At 43.7% G+C, this 24924-nt stretch carries 20 protein-coding genes; 9 read left to right on the top strand and 11 right to left on the bottom strand.

Features of this window, described 5'->3' with window-relative positions:
• Positions 1-46: 46 nt before the first annotated feature.
• The 3 genes from JWG44_RS20440 to JWG44_RS20450 form a co-directional block, all read right to left on the bottom strand.
• Complete coding sequence (locus JWG44_RS20440; protein WP_205276899.1) at positions 47-946, bottom strand: alpha/beta hydrolase; 900 nt, start codon at positions 944-946, stop codon at positions 47-49.
• A 153-nt stretch (positions 947-1099) separates the two neighbouring features.
• Entirely contained in the window at positions 1100-2197 is a 1098-nt protein-coding gene (locus tag JWG44_RS20445; protein WP_205276900.1) for a zinc-dependent alcohol dehydrogenase, read from the bottom strand.
• A gap of 816 nt (positions 2198-3013) precedes the next feature.
• Positions 3014-4489, bottom strand: coding sequence for an aldehyde dehydrogenase family protein (locus JWG44_RS20450; protein WP_205276901.1), 1476 nt, complete (start codon positions 4487-4489; stop codon positions 3014-3016).
• 699 nt (positions 4490-5188) lie between these two features.
• On the opposite strand from JWG44_RS20450, the gene JWG44_RS20455 reads away from it, so the two are divergent.
• The 4 genes from JWG44_RS20455 to JWG44_RS20470 all read left to right on the top strand — a co-directional run bounded on the left by JWG44_RS20455 (position 5189) and on the right by JWG44_RS20470 (position 10028).
• The gene (locus JWG44_RS20455) at positions 5189-6715 is read left to right on the top strand and encodes an HDOD domain-containing protein (protein ID WP_205276902.1); all 1527 of its coding nucleotides are present in this window, start codon (positions 5189-5191) and stop codon (positions 6713-6715) included.
• Between the two features lie 220 nt (positions 6716-6935).
• Positions 6936-8222 carry an LruC domain-containing protein gene (locus JWG44_RS20460; protein WP_205276903.1) on the top strand — a complete coding sequence of 429 codons (1287 nt, stop codon included), beginning with the start codon at positions 6936-6938 and terminating at the stop codon, positions 8220-8222.
• Positions 8223-8304: 82 nt separating this feature from the next.
• The gene (locus JWG44_RS20465) at positions 8305-9363 is read left to right on the top strand and encodes a sensor histidine kinase (RefSeq protein WP_205276904.1); all 1059 of its coding nucleotides are present in this window, start codon (positions 8305-8307) and stop codon (positions 9361-9363) included.
• A complete protein-coding gene (locus JWG44_RS20470; RefSeq protein WP_205276905.1) occupies positions 9360-10028 on the top strand; it encodes a response regulator in 669 nt (222 codons plus the stop codon). The genes JWG44_RS20465 and JWG44_RS20470 overlap by 4 nt, the downstream gene beginning before the upstream one ends.
• A gap of 31 nt (positions 10029-10059) precedes the next feature.
• Here the strand turns inward: JWG44_RS20470 and JWG44_RS20475 are convergent, their stop codons facing one another.
• A complete protein-coding gene (locus JWG44_RS20475) occupies positions 10060-10497 on the bottom strand; it encodes a thioesterase family protein (protein ID WP_205276906.1) in 438 nt (145 codons plus the stop codon).
• Between the two features lie 239 nt (positions 10498-10736).
• Between JWG44_RS20475 and JWG44_RS20480 the strand changes: the two genes are divergently transcribed.
• The 3 genes from JWG44_RS20480 (at position 10737) to xrtN (ending at position 15334) form a co-directional block, all read left to right on the top strand.
• A complete protein-coding gene (locus tag JWG44_RS20480) occupies positions 10737-11093 on the top strand; it encodes a hypothetical protein (RefSeq protein WP_205276907.1) in 357 nt (118 codons plus the stop codon).
• 261 nt (positions 11094-11354) lie between these two features.
• Positions 11355-13985 (top strand): XrtN system VIT domain-containing protein, encoded by a 2631-nt coding sequence (locus JWG44_RS20485; RefSeq protein ID WP_205276908.1) that lies wholly within the window; start codon positions 11355-11357, stop codon positions 13983-13985.
• Between the two features lie 26 nt (positions 13986-14011).
• Positions 14012-15334 carry an exosortase N gene (xrtN, locus tag JWG44_RS20490; RefSeq protein WP_205276909.1) on the top strand — a complete coding sequence of 441 codons (1323 nt, stop codon included), beginning with the start codon at positions 14012-14014 and terminating at the stop codon, positions 15332-15334.
• Positions 15335-15380: 46 nt separating this feature from the next.
• Here the strand turns inward: xrtN and JWG44_RS20495 are convergent, their stop codons facing one another.
• The 6 genes from JWG44_RS20495 to JWG44_RS20520 form a co-directional block, all read right to left on the bottom strand.
• Positions 15381-15818 carry a hypothetical protein gene (locus JWG44_RS20495; protein WP_205276910.1) on the bottom strand — a complete coding sequence of 146 codons (438 nt, stop codon included), beginning with the start codon at positions 15816-15818 and terminating at the stop codon, positions 15381-15383.
• A gap of 266 nt (positions 15819-16084) precedes the next feature.
• Positions 16085-16828 (bottom strand): DUF1554 domain-containing protein, encoded by a 744-nt coding sequence (locus JWG44_RS20500; RefSeq protein ID WP_205276911.1) that lies wholly within the window; start codon positions 16826-16828, stop codon positions 16085-16087.
• Entirely contained in the window at positions 16825-17643 is an 819-nt protein-coding gene (locus JWG44_RS20505; protein WP_205276912.1) for a fibronectin type III domain-containing protein, read from the bottom strand. The genes JWG44_RS20500 and JWG44_RS20505 overlap by 4 nt, the downstream gene beginning before the upstream one ends.
• A 4-nt stretch (positions 17644-17647) precedes the next feature.
• On the bottom strand, positions 17648-19246 hold the full coding sequence (locus tag JWG44_RS20510) for a hypothetical protein (RefSeq protein ID WP_205276913.1): 1599 nt from the start codon (positions 19244-19246) through the stop codon (positions 17648-17650).
• Positions 19243-21477, bottom strand: coding sequence for an adenylate/guanylate cyclase domain-containing protein (locus tag JWG44_RS20515; protein ID WP_205276914.1), 2235 nt, complete (start codon positions 21475-21477; stop codon positions 19243-19245). Before JWG44_RS20515 ends, JWG44_RS20510 begins: the two co-directional genes overlap by 4 nt.
• A gap of 153 nt (positions 21478-21630) precedes the next feature.
• The gene (locus JWG44_RS20520) at positions 21631-22065 is read right to left on the bottom strand and encodes a YHS domain-containing (seleno)protein (RefSeq protein ID WP_205276915.1); all 435 of its coding nucleotides are present in this window, start codon (positions 22063-22065) and stop codon (positions 21631-21633) included.
• Positions 22066-22171: 106 nt separating this feature from the next.
• Here JWG44_RS20520 and JWG44_RS20525 point away from each other — a divergent pair, with 106 nt between their 5' ends.
• Complete coding sequence (locus JWG44_RS20525; protein ID WP_205276916.1) at positions 22172-23218, top strand: mechanosensitive ion channel family protein; 1047 nt, start codon at positions 22172-22174, stop codon at positions 23216-23218.
• Positions 23219-23396: 178 nt separating this feature from the next.
• The gene (locus JWG44_RS20530; protein ID WP_205277080.1) at positions 23397-24239 is read left to right on the top strand and encodes an LA_0991 family prenyltransferase-like protein; all 843 of its coding nucleotides are present in this window, start codon (positions 23397-23399) and stop codon (positions 24237-24239) included.
• On the opposite strand, the gene JWG44_RS20535 is transcribed toward JWG44_RS20530, so the two are convergent.
• The gene (locus JWG44_RS20535) at positions 24208-24924 is read right to left on the bottom strand and encodes a fatty acid desaturase CarF family protein (protein ID WP_205276917.1); all 717 of its coding nucleotides are present in this window, start codon (positions 24922-24924) and stop codon (positions 24208-24210) included. The two genes, JWG44_RS20530 and JWG44_RS20535, sit on opposite strands and share 32 nt — an antisense overlap.

The following is a 24924-nucleotide window of genomic DNA, read 5'->3' on the forward strand; positions in this document are numbered from 1 at the left end:
TTTTTGTCCGATCCGGAAACGGATCGGATATTATAAACACAGTATATTATAATTTTTGAATCAATTTTGAAATTTTGGAAGAGACCGTTTTTTCGTCCTTCTGCCAGAGTTTTGTATGTTCTCCTCCGGAGATTCCGACAAATTCCTTCGGTTCTTTTGCAGCATTGCCCAATCTAACTCCGTGTTCGTAAGGAACTCCGCTGTCCGCGTCTCCGTGAAAAATCAAAACCGGACGCGGAGAAATATTTGCGATCACCTTTTCGGGCGATAACTCGTCCGTTTCCAAGTTCCCTCGAAACTCGTAAAAGAAAACGACCAGGGGCAAAAGTGGATATTTCGGAAGTCCGAAATCTTTTTTTGCGTTGTATGCGATTACGTCCGCAAAATCGGCAAATCCGGAATCAAAAATTCCGATCTTGATTTCCGGATTCTCGGCCATAAAAAGAATGGAAGTGGAGGAACCCATAGAAAAACCGAGAATACCAAAGGACTTCATTCCTTTTTGTTTTGTATATTCGAGAGCCGCGAGAAGATCCTTTCTTTCGTGATAACCCATCGAACTAAAGGATTTTTGACTTTCTCCACAATCTCTTAGGTCCGGAAGAATGACGTTGATTCCCTGATCGTGAAACAGTTTCACATAACGCAGGCCTTCTCTTCTCGTAGCCCCACGACCGTGAATCGAAAGAATCACCTTATCCGATTTTTTTGCGGCGGGAACCCACCAGGCTGAGATTTTCATCCCGTCCTTGGTTTTGTATTCTATATTTTCGAAATCCAAACCCAAATCCGACTTTGGATCCCCGCAAAAGATATAGTGATCCCGAGTACAACGATGCGGTTTCGGATGCATAAGAACTCCCGAAAAATACCAAGCACCGCAAAGGACAAGGAGAATCGAGAGGGTTACAATTCCGAGAAGAGTTCTTACAATTCTTTGTTTCATGATTTTCCAACCGAAGAAAAGACGTACCGCCGTATTCGAACAAAGCAGATTCTTATAAACCCAATATGCTTAGATAAAGAATCAACCCGTTTCGTTAAAACGCGTTGGAGAAGAATCTTTGAATTCTCAAGGAAGGCAAGAACAAATCCCGCTCTAACGTCTTTCAATCACAACTTTTGGTCCTGCATCCAACAACGCCTCGGGAGCGTCCTCCCAAGAAGCGGTCAAAGTTGTTACCTTACACGGACAAAAATGAGGATGTCCCGCCAAGTGCAAGAGGTCGTGCAAAGTCGGCTGTACGTTTACCCTTCCCGTTTGAAACGTTACTCCCCTTCCATACATCTCCAGCAAAGGAATGGGAGTTTTTCTTTTGTAATAGATTCCCACACTCGTACAATGCCCGCCGGGAAGAAGAGAACGAAGTGCAAACGTAAGTCCGTCTTCATTCGCGCTCGCGTCGACCGTGATCGGATATTGAGTCGAAGGATCCGGATATTTTGTTCCGAGAATCGTAGCTCCAAAACTTTCGGCGATTTTGTTTCTTTGAGGATCGTCGTCCACATAAGTTACGGGGGAACCCATAGCGCGAGCGACCATCACGGAATACAATCCCACACTTTTTGCGCCGCCTCCGACAACCAAGACTGAACTTCCGGGATTTTGTTTTAAGAACGGTCCGACGGTTCTGTAACCGTCAGGAATATTATCGCTCATACTCGCGGCGTCCGCAGGAGAAAGAGATGCCGGCAAAGGAATGAGCATGTAATCCGCGAAAGGGACTCGAACCAAATCCGAAAAAGCGCCTCCCCATTGTTTTCCTCCCAGATCGCCGAACCCATACATAGAACGAGGTGGAACCGAAGTACAACTGTTCGTCAAACCCGCCTTACAACGATTAAATTTTCCACAGGCGATCTGGAACGCGACGATGACGGAATCTCCGGGTTTTACGTTTTTGACCCGGTCGCCTACGCTCTTTACTTTCGCAACAAACTCGTGACCGAAAGGATAAGGACCTTTAAACGGAGCCTTCCCTAAGGCCGTATTGGAAATCAGACTATATGCATGATTTCTAATAAAGTGAAGTAACTTTCCCTTAAAAGGGGCCTCTCCGAGCAAAATCCCCAAATCCAAATCACATCTTGCCACCGCGATCGGTTCGACTAGGGCGTCTTCGTCCGATTCCAGACGAGGTTGGGGAACGTCCCACCATTCCAATTTTCCCGGACGAAGGAACATAAGCTGTCGCATAAAACTCTCCATAGACCAGATGGTCTATCCTGTAAATAAAAGAACAGACAGGTCTGTCTACTTTATTTTTCTTAAAAATCTCCTTTTGGATTGAATTTCGAACAATCTTCCCAAGACCGCCCCGCCCGCATTTTACGAAAAATGAATGGAATCTTAAAATGCAGACCTGTCGGAACTCCGACGTTCCCCCGTAAAAGTCGCGCGCCCCGCCCGATTTTCGGGTGGTGGGGTGGGTGGCGGAAGACTCCCGGAGATTTTCCTATATCACAGGATTAAAACTTTGCAAGGAATATTCTCTCTCAGAGCTTTTCTAGGAACTCCTACAAAAATTTTGATTGGATCGCCCTGATTCGAAATCGCTTTTTTAACTTGTGGGTAAGGTTATGTGTTTTTCGGGTGGAGGGGCGGGTGGCGGAAAACTCCGGAAACTTTTCTCTATCAGAAAATGAACCTTTTCACAAGTAAAATTCCATTTTCGAACTCTTGTCGGAACTCCCACAAAAATTCACTGGACTCGTCGATCCCGCACCGATCCCTCCTTCTTACGTATGGAAAAGGTTTTGTTACGCCCGCGTAAGAATCTTTTACCAAAGGTTTACTCAAAAAACCTGAAAATGTGGGAACTCCTCCGTTTTAATCGGCGGCCAAGCCCGGACATTCCTAAACACGGATCCGATCGCAAAATGTTTTTGTCAAGTTTTCACTCCGACTAAAAGGAAGCGCAGCTCAACTACAAATAACAAATCCTCCGGAGATCCGACCTAAGTCCGATTCCGGAGGATTTTTTTAACCAAAAAGAGATCGATTCTAAAATTCTTAGATCAAAAAACTCTTCGTAAAAGCAACGAGTCTTTTCACAAAATTGGTGTAAGGTGGATACATCAATTCTATCGAACTGAGCGGCGATTGACGAAGAACCGAACGTTCGTGAGAGAACGCTTTAAACCCGAAAAAGCCGTGATAACTTCCGTGTCCGGAATGATTCACCCCTCCGAACGGAAGATTCGGATTTACAAGATGAAGAATCACGTCGTTGACCGCAACTCCCCCGGACGAAGTTTCTTTCAGAATCTTTTTGATCGAACGATTCTTCTTTCCGAAGATATAAAGAGCAAGCGGCTTCGGTTTGGAATTGATCTTCTCGATCGCCTCATCCAAATTATTATAAGGAATCAGAGGCAGCACCGGTCCGAAGATTTCATCTTCCATAATATTCGCATTTTCAGGAATATTACTCAGTATCGTAGGTTCGATATAATTCTGTGTCTCGTCCGTATCTCCCCCCATCTCGATCTTCGCGCCTTTTTCCACAGCCTCGTGGATATAACCGGAAACTCGATTGAAGTTACGATCGTTTACGATTCTACAAAAGTCGAGATTGTCTTTGAGAGCCTTTCCGTCTTTTGTATAAAATTCTTTAACGACCGCTTTCGCTTCGTCTACAAACGGTTTTACGAGATCGTTCGGAATGAGGAGATAATCGGGCGCAACACAGGTTTGTCCCGCGTTTAATACCTTTCCCCATACCAGTTTTTTAGCCGCCTTTTTTATATCCGCGCTTCGATCGATGATCGCAGGAGATTTACCGCCTAACTCGAGTGTGACGGAGGTCAGGTGTTTTGCCGCCGCAGTCATAACGATCTTTCCTACGTGAGTGCTTCCCGTAAAAAAGATATGATCCAGAGGAAGTTCCATCAAGGCGCTGGAAACTTGATAGTCTCCTTCGAAAACTGCAACTTCTTCTTTTGGAAAAACTTCGGACACGATCTTCTGAACCAAGTTAGACGTCACAGGAGTAAATTCCGAAGGTTTGATCAGAACCGTATTCCCCGCGGCGATCGCGGCCGCAAGGGGCGCCATTGTCAGATAGAACGGATAGTTCCAAGGACCGATGACCAAAACCACACCTCGCGGTTCGTAGAGAATTTGACTCTTCGCACCGAAAAGTGTCATCGGAGTTTTTACGCTCAGAGGTTTCATCCATCTTCGAACGTGATGAATCGCGTCGTTGATTTCGGAAATGGAAGGCATAATTTCGGTGATATCGACTTCTCTTTCATTCTTACGAAAATCGGCGTTTACCGCTTTTTCAATTTCCGGAGTGTATTTGATAATCGCAGCTTTGAGTTTTTTCAAACGCTGAATACGCTCGTTAGCGTTGGTCAGTTTCATGACCTTATGAAAATGTTGTTTCTGAAGTTTAAACACACGTTCAATTTCAGTATGATCCACTGCAGGTAGGGTCGGGTTAGAATTCGGTTTTTTTACCGGAGATTCCTGTAAAGTTGGCATCGGAAGTAGCTCCTTCAATCTATCTAGTTACAAAAGTATTCTTTAGGGAATAAGCCCGATCGGGCGGCCTCATTCTATCATCGGGGAAAGGGAAAGCAATTCTTTTTATCGGTCTTTTTTCCCCGATTCTTCCCTTACGACCGTTGGCAAACCGAGAATCGTTCCGGAGAAAAGTATAAAGAATCTAAAGCCCTCTCTTTTATAAAAGAGCTCCTTTGCCGAAACCGAAGCTTTGTAGAAGGGGTAAGATCGTTCCAGAAAAAGTATGCGGGATCGTCCGATCCGAAAGAAGGACGGATTCTTTCAAAAGAAAATCACCTTCCTCCGCGTTAGGTGTTCGTTCCGAGAACTTTTCAGGTTTAGAATCCCGCCCGCCCCCGTATGAAAAGGGAATTTTCAAGCGTCCAATTTTGCTAATACGAAAAGGACTCATATTTACGGCGCGTCCCAAAACTCGATCCTACTTTATCGAAAAGATCGAGCTGCAAGAACCTGCCCCGGTTCTGGGATAGGTTCTTATAAGAATCCGGTTTTTTTGCGGTTCGAAATGCGACGGAATAAAATCAAAAAACTAAAACAAAGAAATCTTATAATTGAAATAAAAGTGAAATAGAATTAGGAAATATTTTTCCAAGAATTCAATCGAAGAATTCTTGATGACTTGACAAGAAAAGAAGACGTCCGGAAGAATTAAAGAATATGAGCCAGACCAAAACATTAGAATTGCATCACCACCAAGATCTCGGCTTTTACAGCAATCTCAAAGATCTCAACGACCCGGTCCAAGAAAACGCTCCCATCCACTACAAATTTCACAATCTTACTGAAAACGTAGATTCCATCATCAGCAGAACCTTGGATCGTTATCTGCTACAGCTCGACATCATCTACGTTAGGGATTCAGTTTTCTCCGCGTTAAGGGAAACGATCGCAAATTCGATCAAAGCCAATATCAAAAGAATTTATTTCAGGGAACTCGAAGCCGACATCCAAAATCCCGAAATCTATAAACAAAAAATTCTGGGCTTTAAGAAAAAGTATTTGGACAATAAGGAAAAATACGAGGAACTCCTTCTTCGTAATAACTTCGTCGTACTCGTATCCTTTATTCACAACAAGGACATGATTCGAATTCGAGTCATGAACAACGTAAAACTCAGTCCCACCGAAGTGGAACGTATCAATCAAAGAATCGAAAAGGCTAAACATTACAACGACCTGGCAGAAGCCTTTCTCGAAGCGGGAGATGAAACCGAAGGGGCGGGACTCGGGTTGATCATGTCTCTGATGATGCTTAAAAACGACGGACTCGCGGCTTCTTCTTATAAGATCGAAAGTCAAGGAAACAATACGAGCGTAATCATCGACATTCCTCTCAATATCAGCAAAGAGAATCTTCAACTTCAAAAAACCGAGGACATTCTAAAAAATATCGACGGACTTCCGACGTTTCCGAAATCGATCCAAGACATTCAGGCAATGATAGAAAGACCCAATTCTTCCATCAGCCAGATCGCGGAGGTCATCAAGAAGGACGTAGCTCTTTCGGCGAATATTCTAAAACTTGCGAATTCTGCGGCGTTTATCCGCGCAAACAAAGTGGAATCTCTGGACAGAGCGATTCAACTCATCGGTTTAAAGGAACTCAATCAGCTTCTCTATTCTCTCGGAACAAAACAAATTCTGGAAGATAAGTTTCCGGCGTTTCTTACGATCTGGGATAAATCCAATCAGTGTGCGTTTTATTGTAAACTCATCGCAAATCGGATGGCGCTTCCGAAAGATACGGTCAGCAATCTTATGTCCGCCGCATTGTTACACGACATCGGAGAAATCATCCTTCTTTCTCTGGAAGAAAGAACGATGAAAAGTATCGGTAAAATTTCTGCTTCCAAAGAGATCGCTTCCGCGGTTTCCATGGAAGAAGCCGCATTAGGAATCACTCATACAAAAGTCGGAGCCCTCATCGCGGAAAAATGGAATTTTCCGGAAGTCTACGCAAAAGCTATGGAATATCATCACAGAGCTTTGCTCGTCGACGAGGAATTCCAACCTTACGTATTTCCGATCTACATAGCGGACATGATGATCAAGATCAACAACGAAGAAGCGAAATACAGCGAGATTCCGGAGAAAATTCTTCAGTATTGCAAGTTCAACTCTTCCGGCGACTTTCATTCTTTTCGGACCAAATCTCTCGAGAATTTTTTAGCCACGGCTCGTTGAGGAAAATCCGCGCGAGAAGACGACGTAACAAAATCGATTTTGTATACGATTTTAAATTCATTCTTTTATTGAATAAAAGTCAGGGATTGGTCATTTAACGCGATTTTTTTTCATGTCGTTTTATACCTGTTCGCTTAACAAAATAAACACTTCGGTCTATTGTTGTTCTTACTTCCCTATGCGAGAATAAGACTCGTTGAGGCGAAAGCCGGAGGGAAGTATGAGAAGTTTTCCAAAAATAGCGGGGCTGATTCTTTCGGGGATTCTTCTTTTAGGTTTTAATGCCTGCACAAACTCTCAGGATCCCAATCTTCTTTGGTTGTTAAGCGCGACTTCGCCGAATCCTTCTCCCGCCCCGGACGGGGAACAACCGTTCAGCATCGTGATCAACGACGAAACCGCTCCGGTGGATTTTGTTTTCGATACTACCAAAACCGTGAACGTAAATATCCAGGTTTTGAGTCCGGAATCTCCGATCTCCGGAAGTTTAGTACAAATCTTTAATATAGACAACACGGCTCAAAAATCGGTCTTTAGGGCCGCAACCGCGGAAAACGGAGAAGTAAAGGGGAGTTTCACCATCGACGAGGCCACTCGAAAGGTCACCCTCAAAGTGGAGGCCTTCGGCCAACTCTACGAAGCGGAAATAGAAATCATAAATTCGTTTAGCATTTCGCGCAAAATCACCGTGATCATCAAAGGAAATAACGTGATCCTTCCGGATAGCGACGGAGACGGAATCGTCGACAGGGACGATACGTATCCGAACGATCCGACCCGCGCGAGCACGTTTCGATATCCGGCAAACGGTTATTATACGATTTCTTACGAAGATTTGTTTCCCAATCAAGGGGATGCGGACTTTAACGATTATAACGTAAGAGTCGTTTTTGAAGAAGACTGGAACTCAAAAGGACAAGTATCGAGAATCCGCGCCAAATATACCCACGTCGCCAAAGGTGCGGGATACAATCACACACTTCATATGACGATTCCAGGTATCACGGCATCTTCTTATTCTTTAACCCGTTTCGGTTATGATGGAACCACGGTGGAAAATACTTTTTCAGGGATCGATACCGCGATCCAAGCCCTCGAGATTCTTCCAAAATCCAGCGATACGATTCCGTCTTCGAATACTTCCCGATCCAACACAACGTTCAAGATCGGTAAGTCCGCCGGTTTAGAAGTCATTTTACAAAGTGCAATCAATCGTGTAACGTTAGGCGCGGCTCCTTACGATACGTTTATCAAAGTCATCAATACGAATCAAGAGATTCACTTTCCAAGAAGATACTTTGATTCGAACGGAAAGGATCTCTATCTGGATTCCACCGGATTTCCTTGGGCGCTTTTGGTTCCCGGAAACTTTCTCTGGCCTTATGAAAGTACCGATATTCGTAAATCGTATCCTTCTTTCAAACCTTGGTATGAATCGATGGGAAATCTGGGCGCGGATTGGTATCTTGCGCCCGTACTATCGGAAGTTTTCCCTCCTTCAAACTGAACTCATTTCCCCGGGATTTTCTTCCCGGGGCTTCTTTTTTTCTTTTCTTTCTTTCGATCGCATGAGATCCTCTTAACCTCGTATGCCCGATTTGAAAATTAAGAATCGAAAACTCCCCTCCTCCGTTCCTTTGGAATCGGGACTTTCTCCGAAATTTTTTCTCAACCTCTTAAGAGAAATCGCTCCCATCGTCGCGATCGACGATGGACGAACGATCCTCTTTGCAAATGAATCCTTTCGGAAAGAATTTGTGGGAAGTTCCCGGAGCGTCATCGGAAAAAATTTATTTCGTGTTTTTGGATTGAACCCCGTGGATCAGGAAGAAATGGATTCCAACATTCATCTTTCCAAAAGGGGAAAGGTGCAAAATCAGGAGTTTAGAAAACAGAAAACGTATTACGGTTATTCCGTGTTTCGTTTCGGAGAAAGTATCGGAATCATTCTTAAAAACATCACAGAGAACAAACGTCTCGAAAAAAAAATCGCAAACCTTCACACAAAACTTCTGCAATCGCAGGAGGAAGAAAGAATCCGTCTTTCCCGAGAATTACACGACGGAGTCGGTCAAACCATTCTCGCGGCCAAACTCAACTTCCAGGCTTTCAACCGAAATCCGAAAATCTACGAAGCACAGTTTGATACGGGACTTCTTTTGATCGATAAGGCGAGTCAGGAACTCAGAGATATTTATACAAATCTTCATCCATCCACTCTTCGTGAGATCGGTTTGGAAGCCGCGATTCGAGCCTTGAGTTCGGATTTGTTTCCTCCGATGGATGTGGAATCCGAATTGGAACTCAACTTAAAACAGGAACTCCAACCGACCGTCGCGAATCAAGTTTTTAGAATCGTTCAGGAAATTTTTCAGAATGTGATCAAACATTCTCAGGCAAAGAAGATCTCTCTCAAGATTCAAATCAAAGGAAGGCAATTGTATTTGGATGCAAAGGACAATGGAATCGGATTTCAAGAAAGAAAAGTAAGAGCCCGCTCTTCCGGTTTTGGACTTGAAAATATACGAAGAAGAGTGGAAGATTTAAACGGTAAATTTAAGATTGATTCCTCCGCCGGGAAAGGCACTAAGTTTATCATTCGGATTCCTTTGGAAAAAAGCAAAAATACTACTACCAAAAAAATATGAAACCTCTAACAAAAATATTCTTAGTCGATGATCACGCCATTCTCAGAGAAGGGCTTAAGATGATTCTTTCCGGACAACCCGGTTTGGAAATTTGCGGAGAATCCGGGGACGCCGAAAAAGCTCTGGATCAAATCGGAAAGTTGAATCCCGATCTTGTCATCACGGACATTTCGATGCCCGGTTTAAGCGGAATCGACTTGGTGAAAAATCTAAGAAAACACTATCCAAACATACGAACCATCATTCTCTCTCGTCACGATAACAAAGAATACGTTCAGAAATTACTCGAACTCGGAATCAACGGTTACGTTCTCAAGGACGACGCGGGGAACGATCTCTTAAGAGCGATCGAAGCCGTTCACAAAGGCGAAACGTATTTGAGTCCGGGGATTACCGCTCATTTTCTTTCGGGTTTTGTCGGTTCCGGAAAACCGGGCGAAGACAATCAGGACGCAAAAAAGGCGTTCTCAGTTCTTTCGGATCGGGAAAGGGAAATTTTAAAATTGGTTGCGGAAGGAAACTCCAACGAATCGATCGGGAAAATTTTAAGAATTTCTCCGGCGACCGTAAAGGTCCACCGCGCGAATATCATGAAAAAATTAGATCTCCACAAAGTCGCGGATCTGGTGATGTATGCGATCCGCGCGGGTTTGATCGAATCCTAAAACGGAAATGGAACGTAGCTTTCGTCGAAACTCAGTTGCTGAGAATCCGCCATTGGTCGGTTTTTCTTTGCAGACGGGATTTAAATTTGGACCATTTTAAAATAAATCTTTCGTGTTTTCCCTTGGCGATGGTATCGACTTCATCGCGCACCAGAACCGACCATTCGATTTTGGGTCCGTGGATTTTCGAAATTTCGACTTCTACGAACGCCTTCATTCCGGGAGGAGTCGGCGCCTCGTGACTAATGTCGATATGAATTCCTAAACTGCCTTCTTCCGGACCGATTGTTTTTTCCAAATGTCGAATGCACGAAGCCTCGATCAATCCGACTAAAAATCCGGTCGCAAAAACCTCCGGAAGAAAGAGAGAATCGGTTTTTAGGTCCGGAAAAATATAAGGAACGGTCTTCTCCAATGGAACCACATATTCGAATACAAAACGTTCTCCCACCGATAAATTCTGTTTCAACGTTTCCCTCCACAAAGAAACTCATAAAATGAATTTTGGAATTGTTTCTCAAATCTACAATTCGTCTTTAAACGTTCAAACAGAATCGTCTTTTTCTTTCGATTTGGATGTTTTATCCTGACTGGATTCTGATTTTTTTTCGGAATGAACGAGAAAAAGTTGATACTTTGTTTTAAAAACAAATCTTATAAAATCATGTTCTTTTCGCTAAACGTGCGGAAGTCCTGTGAGAATTCTAAATGAAGAAGAAAATCGATAAAAATCACAATAAAATATTAGAATATTATACTTTTCTTTTGCAGATACCCGATACGGTCTTGCAAGAATTGGATCTAAACGTGTTGATACTTCCTTCGCCCGAGCAAAGAGAAAAAATCCGCGAGCTGGAGGAAAAAACAGGGTCCGTTATCGCTCTTTATAAAAAAAAGTATGAACCGAAAGGCAGACATCTTTGTAAAACGATCCGATCCGCAGAGCTGGATCCACAAGCTTTGAAGTTGATTTTTCAAATGGAAAAGAAAATCCAAAAAGAGAACGAAACCATCTTAGTCGCCTATCACAACCCCATTCTGTATTTCGAAGCGGAAATACTATAAAGCGGATTTTTCAGTCTGCATTTTTCGCCGTTTTTTTATCCCTCATTCCCCTCTTTCCATTCTTATCTTTGATAAGTAAGTAAAAAACGAAAGAATCAGCGACTTCCTTTGTTAAAGAAAGGTGTATCTTTTAAGGGGTTGTTTTGACTTTCTGAAGTCAAGCACCTGAGTGCTCGAATCCGAACACTCAAGAGGCGGACTTCGTCCCGGACTTTTGGTATATTCTTACAGAGAAACAATAAGGAAGAATCAACAAAAACAATGAAGACTAAAATTCAAGAATACCTTCAAAGAAACTTTCGAATTTTCAAATGGAATGGACCGGCCTGGCTCTGGTTTTTGGGTTTGTTCGGAGCTATAATCGGTCTCGGGGTCGTTTCTTACGGAATCCTGGAGCTAATTTTTTCCATCAAAGGCAATCACGGCGAGTTCCTCATTTTTTTAGTCTTCGGATTGATTGCACTCCTGTTTGTTTCCTTTTTTTCTCTCATCCTCTACGTCATTTTTCCGAGCTACAAACAATTTTTGATTTTTACTTTGATTCTTTCCGGGACTTGTTTCGCGGTAAACTCTTACGTCCTCAATCACGAGGTTTTTCCTCCTTTTACGGAAAGAACCGTGTGGGCGCTCTGGATCGCCTTTTTATTGTTAGGTGCTTCCGTCTTTATCGATCGAATTCCGAAGACGATTCTACCGTTCTTTCAACCGATTCTGATACTCGGCGCCTATTTATCTTTGGCATTTGTTTTGGTTTTAGCGCCCCTGATGACTTTTAGCTGGGCTCTGGTTTGGATGGCGGGTCTTGGATTTCTTCCCTACGGTCCTTTGTTTGCGATGATCGCTTTTATATATTCAATTTTTATAATACACACCAAACTCGAAAATGGAAAAAGGAGAATTTCTTTCGTTCTAATCACGGCTTCGATCGTGTTTCTTTTGGGTTATTCTTCCTATTATTTCATTCAGTGGAATCACGCGGACGGAATTCTCACAAAACCCGAAACGCTGCAAGGTCACAATCGAGTCGACGTCGACCTTCCGGAATGGATCCAGAAAGCCGGGAGATTGCGCGTAAATCACGTTACCGAAATGGTGTTACAGCCGAATCGAAGATCGCAGATGGGAATGTTCGCTTCCCAGAGCCAGTTTGATCCATTGGCCTATTTCGCTTCTCAGGGATTTCTTTCCTTGTTTCGCACCGAACAACAACCTAAGATCACTCCGGAAGACTCAGGAAGAATTTTGCATCTACTCTTCGGAAGATCGCACGCTTATCTCGAACGATTGTGGAGAGGAAACTCATTGATCACGACCGACATCGATTCCCACGTTCAAGTTTATCCGGAACTCAGGGTTTCTTACACCGAAACGACCATTTCCATCTATAACGAAAATTCTTCTTCCGATCGTTCTTTTCTTAAATTTGGATCGATGTTCGCGACGCCAGAAGAGGCGATTTATACGATCACGGTTCCTCCCGGAAGTATCTGCACTAAACTTTCCCTTTGGGTAAACGGAGAGGAGCGCCCCGCAAGACTTACCTTCAAATCAACGGCGCGTAACGCGTATGAGACGATAGTAGGCACGGAAAGAAGAGACCCTTCCTACGTGGAATGGTTGGACGGAAATCGGCTCCGTCTTCGAGTTTTTCCGGTCAATCCCGAAGACTATCGGATGGTAAGAATTGGAATCGTTTCTCCGCTGCAATCGGACGGTAAAACCCTCACTTATGATCGAATCCGACTGGAAGGACCGATCTCCGATTTCGCGGATCAAAAGGTAAACGTCGATTTGTTTACTTCTTCTCAAATGGATCTGGAAACTTCGGGAATATCACTCAAAGAAAAGGTGGTTTCGGATTCTCAAGTGCGTCAGTGGGCAGGCAAAGGCGGTTTTTTAGGCTGGTCCTTTTCCTTTCCCGAAACTCCGGCAAAAGGAACCGTTTCCGCAGGAGGTATGTCATACAACGTTCTTCCCGAACAACGAGAATCTTTTTTGTTTCAACCCGATGGGATGATCGTGGTTCTGAACGAGGCCCTTTCCCGTTCGGATTGGAAAAAGTTGGTAAAGAAATTATACGAATTCAAAATCCCTGTTACGATTATTACGAACGAATGGTTTCAGACAAAGGATTCCGAAAAAGCGATGCGGTATTTGGATGAATGTGAAATTCCGGCTTTCAATCTTTTTCCTCTGCATCTGAGTGAAATCGTAGCCGCACAAAACATCGGCGAAAATCCGATTTGGATCGTAGCTGGAGAAACTCAGTCCATCCCGTTTGGAGAACTTCGCGGCTCCGAACGATTTAAAAATATGCAGAGGAGCGCGCAGAACCGAGACGTCATTCCTAAGTTCGCGATCATAAACGGGAAAAAGTCCGAATACGTCGCGAGTCTTATCGATCTGGAAAAAATCCTTCCCGTCGCCGAAAACGAAAACGAACTTTTCGAGATTCTAAAAAACCGAAAAGTCCTTCTACCGATCCAAAACGAAAAGACGGTTTCCCTTCCATACGCAAAACTTACCCTCGAAAAAACGGACCAAACAGACGTTAAACGACCCGGCGGAGATCTTTTGATCCGAATGTTGATCCGGAAAAAAATAATGCGACAACTGGGAAAACGTTTCTTTGATAAGGATCTGGAAAATCAGGATCTCGTAGAAATGGCCCGGGACGCGATGGTGGTTTCCCCCGTTTCCACTTTGATCGTTCTTGAAAGTGAAGACGACTACAAACGATTCGGAATCAAGTCCGAGCCTTCCGCTCTTGGTCAGAGCAAGTTAGAAGCTCCGGGTGCGGTACCGGAACCCGGAGAATGGATCTTGATCCTCTGTGTCCTGTCAGGTCTGATCGTCTATTTCAGATTTCAAAAAAGACATTCATTTTTTTGAATGTGATTTAGACTCTCAAGATTCTTATGCCCTTAAACCTTAGAAAGATCCTTTCCGTCGCAGTTCTCGCCGCGAGTTGTATAATTCCGATGGCGATCGTCGGGAAGGATTTGCTCAGCGTTCGCTCCGCATTTGAATTATATCCGCTTTTGTTCCTTCCTCTATTTTTGCGTCGAGGAAACGACCTAACAAAACTTTGGTTGTTTTTGCCCGGAGTTTCCTTCGTTCTTGCGGGAATTTTTTATCAAAGACTCAGTCTTGTTTGGATCGGATCGTTTTGGAATTTGCTCGCGCTACTTCATAAAAGTGGAATTCGTTTTACCTGGCCGGCCCCGTTTTTTGTATTTGCAATTCCTCCGATCACCGGATTCGGTTCCCTCTTTTTAGGATTTCAACTCCGATTGATCGTAACAAAATGGAGCGCTTGGATGTTGCACTTTTTGGATCCCCTGAGTGTCGCCCTCGGAAACCAAATTTTATTCAATGGAGAATCGTTTACCGTCGACCGGGCCTGCGAAGGGATGAAGATGGGCCTTGCTTCCGTCCTGATCGCGGCGGCGTTTCTTCTTCGCTCCAATCGTTCGGGGGCGATTTTGATCACATCCTTAACGCTCCCCCTTTGGTTTTTTTCCAATTGGATCCGGGTTGGTGCATTAGTACTTTTTAATATTCCAGCCTCGTCCTGGAGACATGAATTTATAGGAGTGATTTTTTTTCTCTCCGGAGTTGTCATTCCTTTGAGTGTGATCGCGTTGTTCTTCCCGAGTTTAGATCGGGAAAAATCCTTCCGAACGGCGGACCTGAGTCTTCGATTCCCGCCAAAGATCGTTTGGTTTTTTCTTCCTTTATTGACGATCGTGTTTCTTACTCAAAAGTTCTTTTTTTCTCCAAAAATCCATTCTTGGCCTTCTAAAATTCTATCCTTTCAATTGGATCCCGATTCCACTCGAAACGATTCTCGTATAGCGGTCTATCGTTCGGATAAAAATTATCTGATTCTTAAACGGGATTTATTTACGATCGGCACCGGACACGATCCGAGAATCTGTTTTGAAGCGGTCGGTTTTTCTTTTCTGGAACAAGGCGGAGAAGACGGAGTTCAAAAGGCCCGTCTAAAAAGTCCTTCCGGCGAGGAACCGATTCTTTTGTGGTGGTATTCGGTTTCGAAAACGCCTCACGACGCGGAATTTAAGGACGAGAAAACCGCGGCGCCCATTCGAGCTTCTTCGAATCTGGACTGGCGTTGGAAACGGTTTCAAGGCGCCGATGTGATCCAGTGGAATCTTTACGGACCCGAAGAAAAGGAACTCCGTAGAATTTTAGAATTACTTTCCGATCCCCCGCGTTGACCCGTTTTCGTTTTCTCCAGTTCGCTTAACAATTTTAGAATGCGAACTATCGATTCCAGTCAACGCAGAACGTCCCCGTTGCTGGATGATCTTTTCCGCCCATACACGCGATCTTAGGTTCGCAGGATTGGATCAAAGTATTCATATGATGGATCGTAAACTCTTCGGCTGAGTTTCCGCAAGGAGTTGCATACAAACTGAGTTCGCAATACTCGACGTCCTTTTCGAGATAAAAGACGCTTTTTCCCGGAATTGCGGAGGAAAATCCGGTGATGACTCCTGCGAGAATCGACTCCGCAGAATCCGCTTTTTTTGAGGATATCTGAGACGGATCCAAGGGCACACACAAAAGCAGTTTTAAGCGGATTGCGGATAATTTTCGAGTTCCAAAATCTTCATCATTCACCAACTGGGGCCCGGCGATCCCGCTACATCGGAAAAGAAAAAATAGAATCAGGATTCTCAAAAAATAAATCCGTTTCATACAGAAGCTAAGTTAAAAAAGGAAACTTTCCCGTATCGATTTTTTCCGAGGAAGATCCTTGATTCGTCTCCCGGATTACTCCGTCCAAAATCGAAATATTCAAATTCCAATATATTCTAATTTTCTATCGATTGAATTGAATCCAGAAAGGATGTGGGGAGGAATTTAAGAAAACCATATAAATACGATTCGAATCCGAGCAACACGACGCCCAAATCCGTAGATACGGCCGATTTCGAATCAAAACCGAATGAGAAACGGTTCCTTCACTGCCGAACACAAACAAGTTTTTTTGGCGTATTGCATGGATCCGAAAAACCTCCCGTGTTGATCGTATTCACGTTTGTCACGGCTCCGGCTCCGAATTCACCGGTGGAAGCGCCGGTTCCATCCATCCAGTTATTGCAGGTATCTCCTACGCTGATCGTCCAGTCATCGGCTAACCCGGTCCACCATTGATTGGCCGCGCTGGAATCCAAAAAGGATACGATCGGAAACAAAACGATCCCCGCCGAGTTGGTGGTAAACACTTTCACAGGACTGGCTACGGTTCCGCGATAATAATCCTGATTTGGGAGAAGAACCCAATTCGAGTTTTCGGCGCTACTTGTACAATTCGCAGTGGCGTTACAGGCTCTTCGAATCTGAGCCACGTTAGACACGATCAAAGCCTTATAATCGGCTCCAGTTCCGGGTAACGCGGAAAAATTCGCGTTTTTCTCGGCGCTACAAAGCGAATCCGCTCCCGTCACGGTCCCCGCTCCCAATAGACCGTTTGAAGTTCCCGTTGTGACAAAAAGATATTTCAACGCCAGATTCGGATCGGTCGGGGTAGTCTGCGCGCCGTTGGAATTTAAAAGAGCCAAAAACAAAAGGTTAGTATTCAGATCGGGAAAAGGCGCCGAACAACTCAGACAAAAGGAAAAAAAGAAAATAGTATATTCTATTTTCAGAATACGTTTCCAAGTTTTTTCCACAGCAAATCCCGGTTCTTCAATCTTAGAATTCATTCGAACTCCTTCCGAAAACTGACCTCGACCCTTCCGAGCGAAAAAATCGAATTCGTCTGTGAATTTGGATAAATCCATCTTGTATTGTTTTCCGGTTTCGATTCTATCAAAACCGTCGTGGAATGGAAAGAACGTTTTTCCAACCAGACGTTCAAACCGTAACTCAAAAGAGCTAATACACCTATGCTCACCTGATTATTTTGATGCCGATCGTATTCTTTTTTATCCTCCTCCCTCTGATGAATAAAATAATAACTCACCGGCAGAGGAGAATACAAAGCGACTAACGTTAAAAATGCGGGGTCGTTTGTGGAGGATTGTGAAAGGGAATTCCCGGCGTTCCTTTCCGCGTTACCCGCAACAGCCAAGGCCCCGAAGCAAAAAAGAATCAGAGACGCCCTTCCATATTCTTTTTTTTCCAGCGGAAGCAGACCGGGAACCCAAATCTTCCAAGGAGACGATCCTACAAGAGTTTGTTTTTTTTCCGCGTCCACCACGCTCTTGGGCCGGTCCTGTTCGACGAGAAAGGCCGACCACTGACTCCAGGAAGAGGGTTTTCCAAAACGGTTGAGCGCGGAAATTCTAAATTCGTATTCCCCCGCGGGGATCTTAAATTCCAAACTGTTTGTCGATACTTTCTCTTCCTTTACGATCGTATCTTCGAGAGCCTTTTTTCGGATCTCGATCTTATAACCGTTATTCCCTTTGACCTCGTTCCATTCGATGTAGTAAGTATAGTTTCTATCTTCTGAATATACTGAATTACTAATGAATATGCAGAACAAAATCAGAAGGTTTATATTCAATGATCTCAATCGTTTATTCCCCTTTTTTACCGCTGGCTTTCGCTTCCGGAGCCGCCAATTCTTCCCTCAAAACGATCTTAAAGTCGGATCGAATTTGATTTGTTTCGTTTCCTTCCTGAGTCAGAGACCAGGAGAATTTTCCCACGTCCAACACGCTTAAGTCCGTCAATCGAAACGATTCTCCATTTACGCTTCGTTTTAGGATCGATTCCCCGCTTACCCCGTATAAGTTTAGACTCCATTTTTGTTCTCGAGAAGTTGAACTGTGTTTCCATCGAAAGACCATCGAATTCTGCCCGGTCATATCGACGACCCGGCCCTTGATCGGAAAAACCAAAATCGGAACTGAAGAAACTTCCTTCTGCGTTTGAATTTCTTTCACGTTCGATTCTTCCTTTTGTGAAGTTTCGATTTTTGTTTCGGAAGAAGTTTCGATCTGAATCGGATCTTTTTGCGCAAGCTGGGACTTCTCCACTTGAAAGGATCTTGTCTCGGATATAGATTCGGTTCCGGGGAGATTCGAGAACGACTTAACCCTCCAATGATACTTTCCCGAAGAAAGAGGAATCGAAATCGAAGTTTTAAATACGGTCAATTGTCTGAGTCCGTTTTTAAAATCGGGCGATTCCGAAATCTCAAGAACGTAACCCGTCGCGAGTCTTGAAGGTTTCCAGCGAAAGGATTGGAGCGAACTTCCTTCTAACAAAGTGTTTTTTAATGGGAAAAGAAGAGTGACCGGAGGATTAGGAAGAACGCGAAACTTGCGAGTCGCCGAAATTTTTTTCTTATCGGAGGACGAAATTCTCCAGAAATAAATTCCTTCGGGAAGATTCGTCTCCGCGGTTTCAGCCCTGATTTCTTTTTTAAGAATCAGAGGCGAAAAATTTCGATTCAAAGATATTTCTAAAAAGCCTGAAGACATGGTTCCGTTTCCATTCCAACGAAAACTTATCTTTGCCTCTCCCGTTTCCGGGAAGATTCGATGATTGTCTTGGGGTTCCAAAAGTTCCAATTCTTCCCGTATCGTAAGGAAAGAATCATTTGCAACTTTCGCCTTTTCACCTTCTTTGAGAATTTTGTTCTCTTGATTCGAACCGACCCACTTCAAATTCCCTTTCGTAGATTCTATAAAATTTTCTTCCCCGTTTGCCGAACGCGTTATGCGAAACAGACTTGAGTCGTCTTGCGATTTTAGAGTAGTTTTTCCGGAGGACAGTGTCACCGGTTTTGCGGTTTGTACACGGACCGAACCCTCCTCCAATTCCAAAAGTTCCTCTTCCTCCTTTAGATTGATCACGATCATCGATCTCGGATCGAGTTCGAATTTTGTTCCCGAAGTTAGGGTTACTACCGCTTCCGAAAGTTCGTCGGTTCTTACGGAATCGTGATTGAAGATCGGAAAATTCTGTTCCACGTCCTGCCAGATCATACGATCCGAAAACTTTCTCTGCGCGGTTCTATACTTAAACGTGATGTTTCCTACGGTTTCCTTTCTGCCTTCGCCGAAATCCGCAGCTCCCTCCCTCCAAAAAAGAAAAAGGGAAATAAAAAAGACGAGCAGAGACAACGCTCCGACTTGAATTTCCTTTTTAAATTTGGAATAGAGTTTCATGCCAAAGACCGTGAAGGAGATTCCGGATCCGGAATGCCGCATAACGCGCGTAATTCTTCCAGAGATTTCGGACAATCCTGATCGTCCTTCCAACCTAACACTGCGTATATGCTCTGCGGTTTTTCTTTCCCTCGAATCCAAACGGGCGGGAGTTCCACGAATTGAAAATGATCCTTAGCCTGTAAATAGGTGCTCTCCGATATCAAAATATCGGTGCCGAATTCTTTGTTTAAATATTCGATTCTGGACGCAAGATTGACCGTATCGCCGATCACCGTAAACTCGAGTTTTTTTTCGGAACCGATCTGACCCACGATCACCGGACCTGAATTGATACCGCAGCCGAATCTAGTAAAAGGACGCCCGATATCGTGTCCCTGTCGATTGAACTCGATCAGAGCTCTTCGCATTAGCAAAGCGGCGTTGATCGCATTCTTCGGTTCGTTTCCGTCGTGCACAAGAGCGCCCCAGTGCGCCATAACCGCGTCTCCGATAAACTTATCCACGATTCCTTGTGTGAGATAGATACATTCCACCATCTCCGTAAAGTATTGATTTAAAAATTCCACGACCTCTTCCGGTTTCATCTTTTCGGACATACCGGTAAAATTGCGAAGATCGGAGAAGAATACGGTGACTTCGCGGTTTTCTCCTCCTAACTTCAGATCGGAAGACAAGGCTCTTTCGGCGATCTCCTTGTTGACGAACTTTCCGAACGTACTTTTAATCTTCTCTCTTTCTTCAAGACCTCTTGCCATTCTTAAGAACGAGTTGGTAAGAACTCCCACTTCGTCGTGTGTAGTCGGCCGAATATCGACCGCGTAATTTCCCTGTTCCACTTTTCGCGTAGCCAAAAGAAGTTGAATGATCGGAATCGTAAGAGATCTGGAAAAAACGAACACCACAAAAAATGCCACGGATAAAACCGAGACCATGATCAAAAGGTTTTGTCTTCTGATCTTATAAACGGCTTCGAAGGCAAGATCGGCGTCTAACGTGGAAATGACTCCGAGACCGCCGACTTCCAACTGCTGATAAGAACCGAGGACTTCTCTTCCTTCGAAGTCGAATCGTTGAGAACCGTTGTCCGAAGGACTTCGAAGCATATTCTCCACAAGAGGATGTTTTTTATAATCTTTTCCTGAAATCGCCTCCTTATCGTTCGAGTGAGCGATTAGGTTTCCGGAAGAATCCACGACGAGCATCTGAAAAAAATCGGTTTGACGTACCGCAAGAAATGAATCCAAAAACTCGGTCGCGGAAAAAACAAGACCGGAAATTTCGAGTCCGTTGGAGACGGGAAGAAGAACCGCAACCGCGGGAAAACCGAACTCCGAAGACACATTCAATATTTCTAATGTTCCTGAAATTCTGGAAGAGGCTTTTTCCAACGCGGATTTCAAAACTTCCGGATCGGGGACTCCAGAGACCGAGTTGTTTTTTAAGAATTTAAGATTCCAAAATAGGGAACTGATTTCTCGAACGGATTCTCCGGGCTTTAGTTTAAACCGAACGTAGGCGATCGCGTTTGAATTCGTACGAAAAAACTTTTCCGATTCTCCGGGACGAAAGTCCTGTATTTTCAGGGTAGTTTCCTTGAGTTTCCCGCTCAACTGAAGACCAGTCAGCCTCGCGAGCGAAAGATTGTATTCTTGTATGAGGATTTCGCTGTATTTCCGGAAAAAGTAAGTGGCCATCGTAATCATCAAACTCATGCTGATCATAATGATCGCGGATACGATCGAAAGCAGTTTTACGCGAATCGTAAACCTGGAAGGCCTAAACGGCTCTGCCTCTCGATTATAGGAATGAACAGCGTGCGGATGTTTTAGAAAATCATGATATTTTAATTCTAGTTCCTTTGCGAGTCCTAATCGCGTCCAGACCAAACAGGCGGAAGGTTGCGGGCGATTTTTTAAGAAGTTGAAAAACTTTTCCGAAGATTCTCCGATTCCGGAAAGTATCCGATCGCTGTCGCCCGAAGAGATCGAAAAACCGCCGTGTTTTAGATCCCTGACAAGTCTTAGAAAGTTATGAGACTTTTTGAGCGCCTCGGCTTCCTTAGATGGAAGACAAAAGACGATCTCTCGAATTCCGAGCGCGAGTTTTTCGGAAATCAGACTTCGGATTAATAAATCCGGGTCTTCCGTATCCGAAAGAAGATTCGGAAGCTCTTCCCAGTGAATTTGTTTATTGGACTTTTTTGTGAGTCGATCAAGCAGCCTGGACATCCCTTCCCTGTTCTCCTTAATTCTGGAGTAGATTGGAGATGATTTTTATCCTGTCATCCTAAAATCTCAATTTTGCGGAGAAGACATAGTCGGCGGTTCTTTTTTTGACCGGGAATCGACACATCAAAGTCAAAGTCCGCCGAGGAATTCGTTTTAATTTTTCTTGACCGACTCCCATTCCTTTTCGGCTTTTTTGATCCAACCGGGTATATCCTTCTCCCATAAAACCTGAACGTCGTGATCATAATTGAGATAAAGTTTTCCGTCGACGATCTTCCATTGTTTTGGATCGATCGAAACCTTTTCGCGGAAAGCTACCCCGTAAGCGCAATAACCGCCGAACTGAGGAGCATACCGTTCGGGATGTTCTCGAAATTTTTTTAAATTTTCCGCCGAGGAAAACCTCCAATCGGCGTCCATCCAGCGAAATTGAAATTCCTTTTTACCTTCGGTTGGTTTCCCGATCGTAAAATAGGCAACGGGATCATAACCGTTGATCGCGAGATCCCTCCAGAAAGTTTTGTTGATCGGAGACGCTCCCAAAGAAAGTCCCGAAAGAAGGATGAGAATCGATAGAATTTTATTCATCTTTGCCTCGTTTTAGTAATTCGGAAGTCGCTTTAAAACGTTACTGCGAACTCCGATAAAACGATTTCATCTTGCACACCCGAGATTTTTTTTCAAAACTGCTCTCATGGATTGGAACGTCGTACAAACCTGGTTTTCTAAAGAGTTCTTTTTCGAATTAGGAATTTCCGCCGGAATTTTTTTCTTTGTCTTATTTTTCGGTTATCTACTCGGAGATAGAATCGTTCCCAAACTTTCAGGAATTCTTTTTCAAAATAGGATCCAAAATTCTCATCCGCTCTATAAGGCCGGAAGAAGAATCATACGACTCCTCTTTTTTCTGCTAGCCTCTTATCTTTTTCTGCGCTTCCTAAAACTCTCGCCAGACGCCGGAGAATTCGTATTCTTAACCTTTAAGATCGTCGCGATTATTCTACTCACGTTCTCATTGGTAAGTTTGTTCTCGGCGGTTTTCGAAACCTACTCTGAAACTACCGAAGGACTTCTTTCTTCCGCTTCGATCATCAGCAACGTGATTCGAATCACGTTATTCGCCATTGGAGTCCTCTTGATTCTTCAATCGCTGGGAATTTCGGTTGCACCAATCCTGGGAGCGCTCGGAGTCGGAGGCCTTGCGGTCGCACTCGGTTTACAACCCACTCTATCGAATTTATTTTCGGGCCTGAGCATCCTTATGGGAAAACAACTCAAAAAAGGAGACTACGTTCGCCTTTCTGGTGAAACCTTGGAAGGTTACGTCCAGGATATAACCTGGAGGACGACGACGATCCGAAGATTCAACAACAGCACGATCATCGTTCCCAATTCCGTGATGTCCTCTTCGGTTTTTACAAACTTCGATCTTCCTTCTAAAGAATTATCCATTACGATCGAAGCGGGTGTGGCGTATCAGAGCGATTTGGAAAAAGTGGAATCGATCGCGGTGGAAATCGCCAAAGAAGCGCTGAAACAATTTTACAAAAGTATTCCGGAAAAAGAAATTTCGTTCAGCTATCAACGATTTGGTGAGAATTCCGTCGATTTTAGAATCACACTTCCTTCCTTAGAATTTACGGATCAATTCGCGATTAAACACGAATTTATCAAACGGATTCATTCTCGTTTTCGAATGGAAGGAATTGAACTTAGGTTTCAGACAAAAAAGGGAAACTAAAAAACGCCGAGTTGCGGTGGAATCCGGATTCTTCCGTCAATCCATATTCTCTTTCAAAAACATTTGGACCGACTCACTCTTAAATTCTTCTTGAAACGGACTGAAAGTTCAGGTCAGTGTAAAATCTCTGCGAAGTTTAGATTTTTCGGAAAAAAAGCATACGGAAATGTCGGACCCGATTCTTAAAAAAGCGTTTTTTTATTGGAATGTCCTGAGTATCGACATCGTTCTGGGAGCTCTCGCATCCTCCTTGTTTGTCTCCACACTTTTAGAAACTACGATGCGGACCGCGTTTTGGTTTCTTCTGCCGACGGCGGTTTGGGTGATCTATACGGCGGATCATCTGATCGACGGATGGAAACTCGGAGAAAACAGCGTTAACCTCAGACACAGATTTCATTACAACAATATAATATTCTTAAGTGTCATCACCGGGGTTTTGTCTACGTCCTGTTTTATTTTTTCGATCCTATTTCTAAGGGAGTGGATCGTGACCGCCGGATTGATCTTGGGAGTATTCGTTTTTTTTCACGTATTGTTTTCCTATCTTCAGATTGACTTTTTTTGGAAAGAATGTTCGGTTTCGATCCTTTATACGGCGGGAGTTTGGTTTGGTCCGGTTTTACTCACGACAAAAACAAAAATGGAGATCATTGTCCCCTGTTCCTTATTTTTACTGACCGCACTCTGCAATTCGTTTATGAATTCTTATATGGAAAGGGAAGTCGATCAAAAGGAAAACGTAGTCTCCATTTTAAAACAAATATCTCCCCGCTCGCTCAAAAGAAGCGTTTTCATTTTGGCTTTTTTGGGTTTGGGTTTGAATTTATTTTGGCTCCGCGAAAATCCGAAGTTACTTCCGGAATTCCTATACTTTTGTTTCGGTTATTCGATTCCTGCTTGGATCGTTTACCGGGAAAGTTTCTTTCAAAAAAATCAATTCTATAGAATTTTAGGAGAGGGTTATTTTATCCTCTCCTTTCTACCGGTTATCTTTCGGATAGGGATTCTTCCATTCTGACAGCCGGAGGAATTCTTAAAATCCATCTTAGAATTTCGTAAAACTTGAGATATTTTAGAATCGGATTCAACCATCCGGTAGTGATGCAAAAATAAGTATCATACGGTATCGTATGATGGATCTTGTGGTGTTCCGGACCTAAAATCATTTTATATTTTTGTAATATCTTTATCATCGCCGACGGAGAATCCTGATGCGCCCATTTATGAATCTGATTGGTCGCAAAAATTCCCCAAAGAAGAAAAAACCAAAACAAGGCAACGAGCGAACTCGTAGTTCCGGAAGATTCCCAGAAAAAAACGTAATAGACCAAAATCGGAAGGGAAACTAGACAATTGTTTCCGTTGGTTTCGATAAAATCGTGTCTTGTAATTCCCTTCGGATCGACGTGATGATCTCGAAACGGAAAAATAAAACCGGGACCTAGGATCGGAGTTTTTTCCGATCCGACGCTATCCCCTAAGAAATGAACCAGACCGGAAATGAAGTCGGCTCCGATCCAAGAAGTTAAGATCACAAGCGGAAGAGCCCAAAACAACCAAGTGTTGAAGTCAAAAGAAAACAAACGGATGAGTTGATAACCGAGATAGATCGAAAGAACAACAAAGGATAACACTCCGAGAATTTCAAAAATTCTATGAACGGTAAGATCGGGTTTTGAAACCGAGTTTGATTCTGTATTCAT

Source organism: Leptospira ainazelensis (genome assembly GCF_016918785.1).
Taxonomy (GTDB): Bacteria; Spirochaetota; Leptospiria; order Leptospirales; family Leptospiraceae; genus Leptospira; species Leptospira ainazelensis.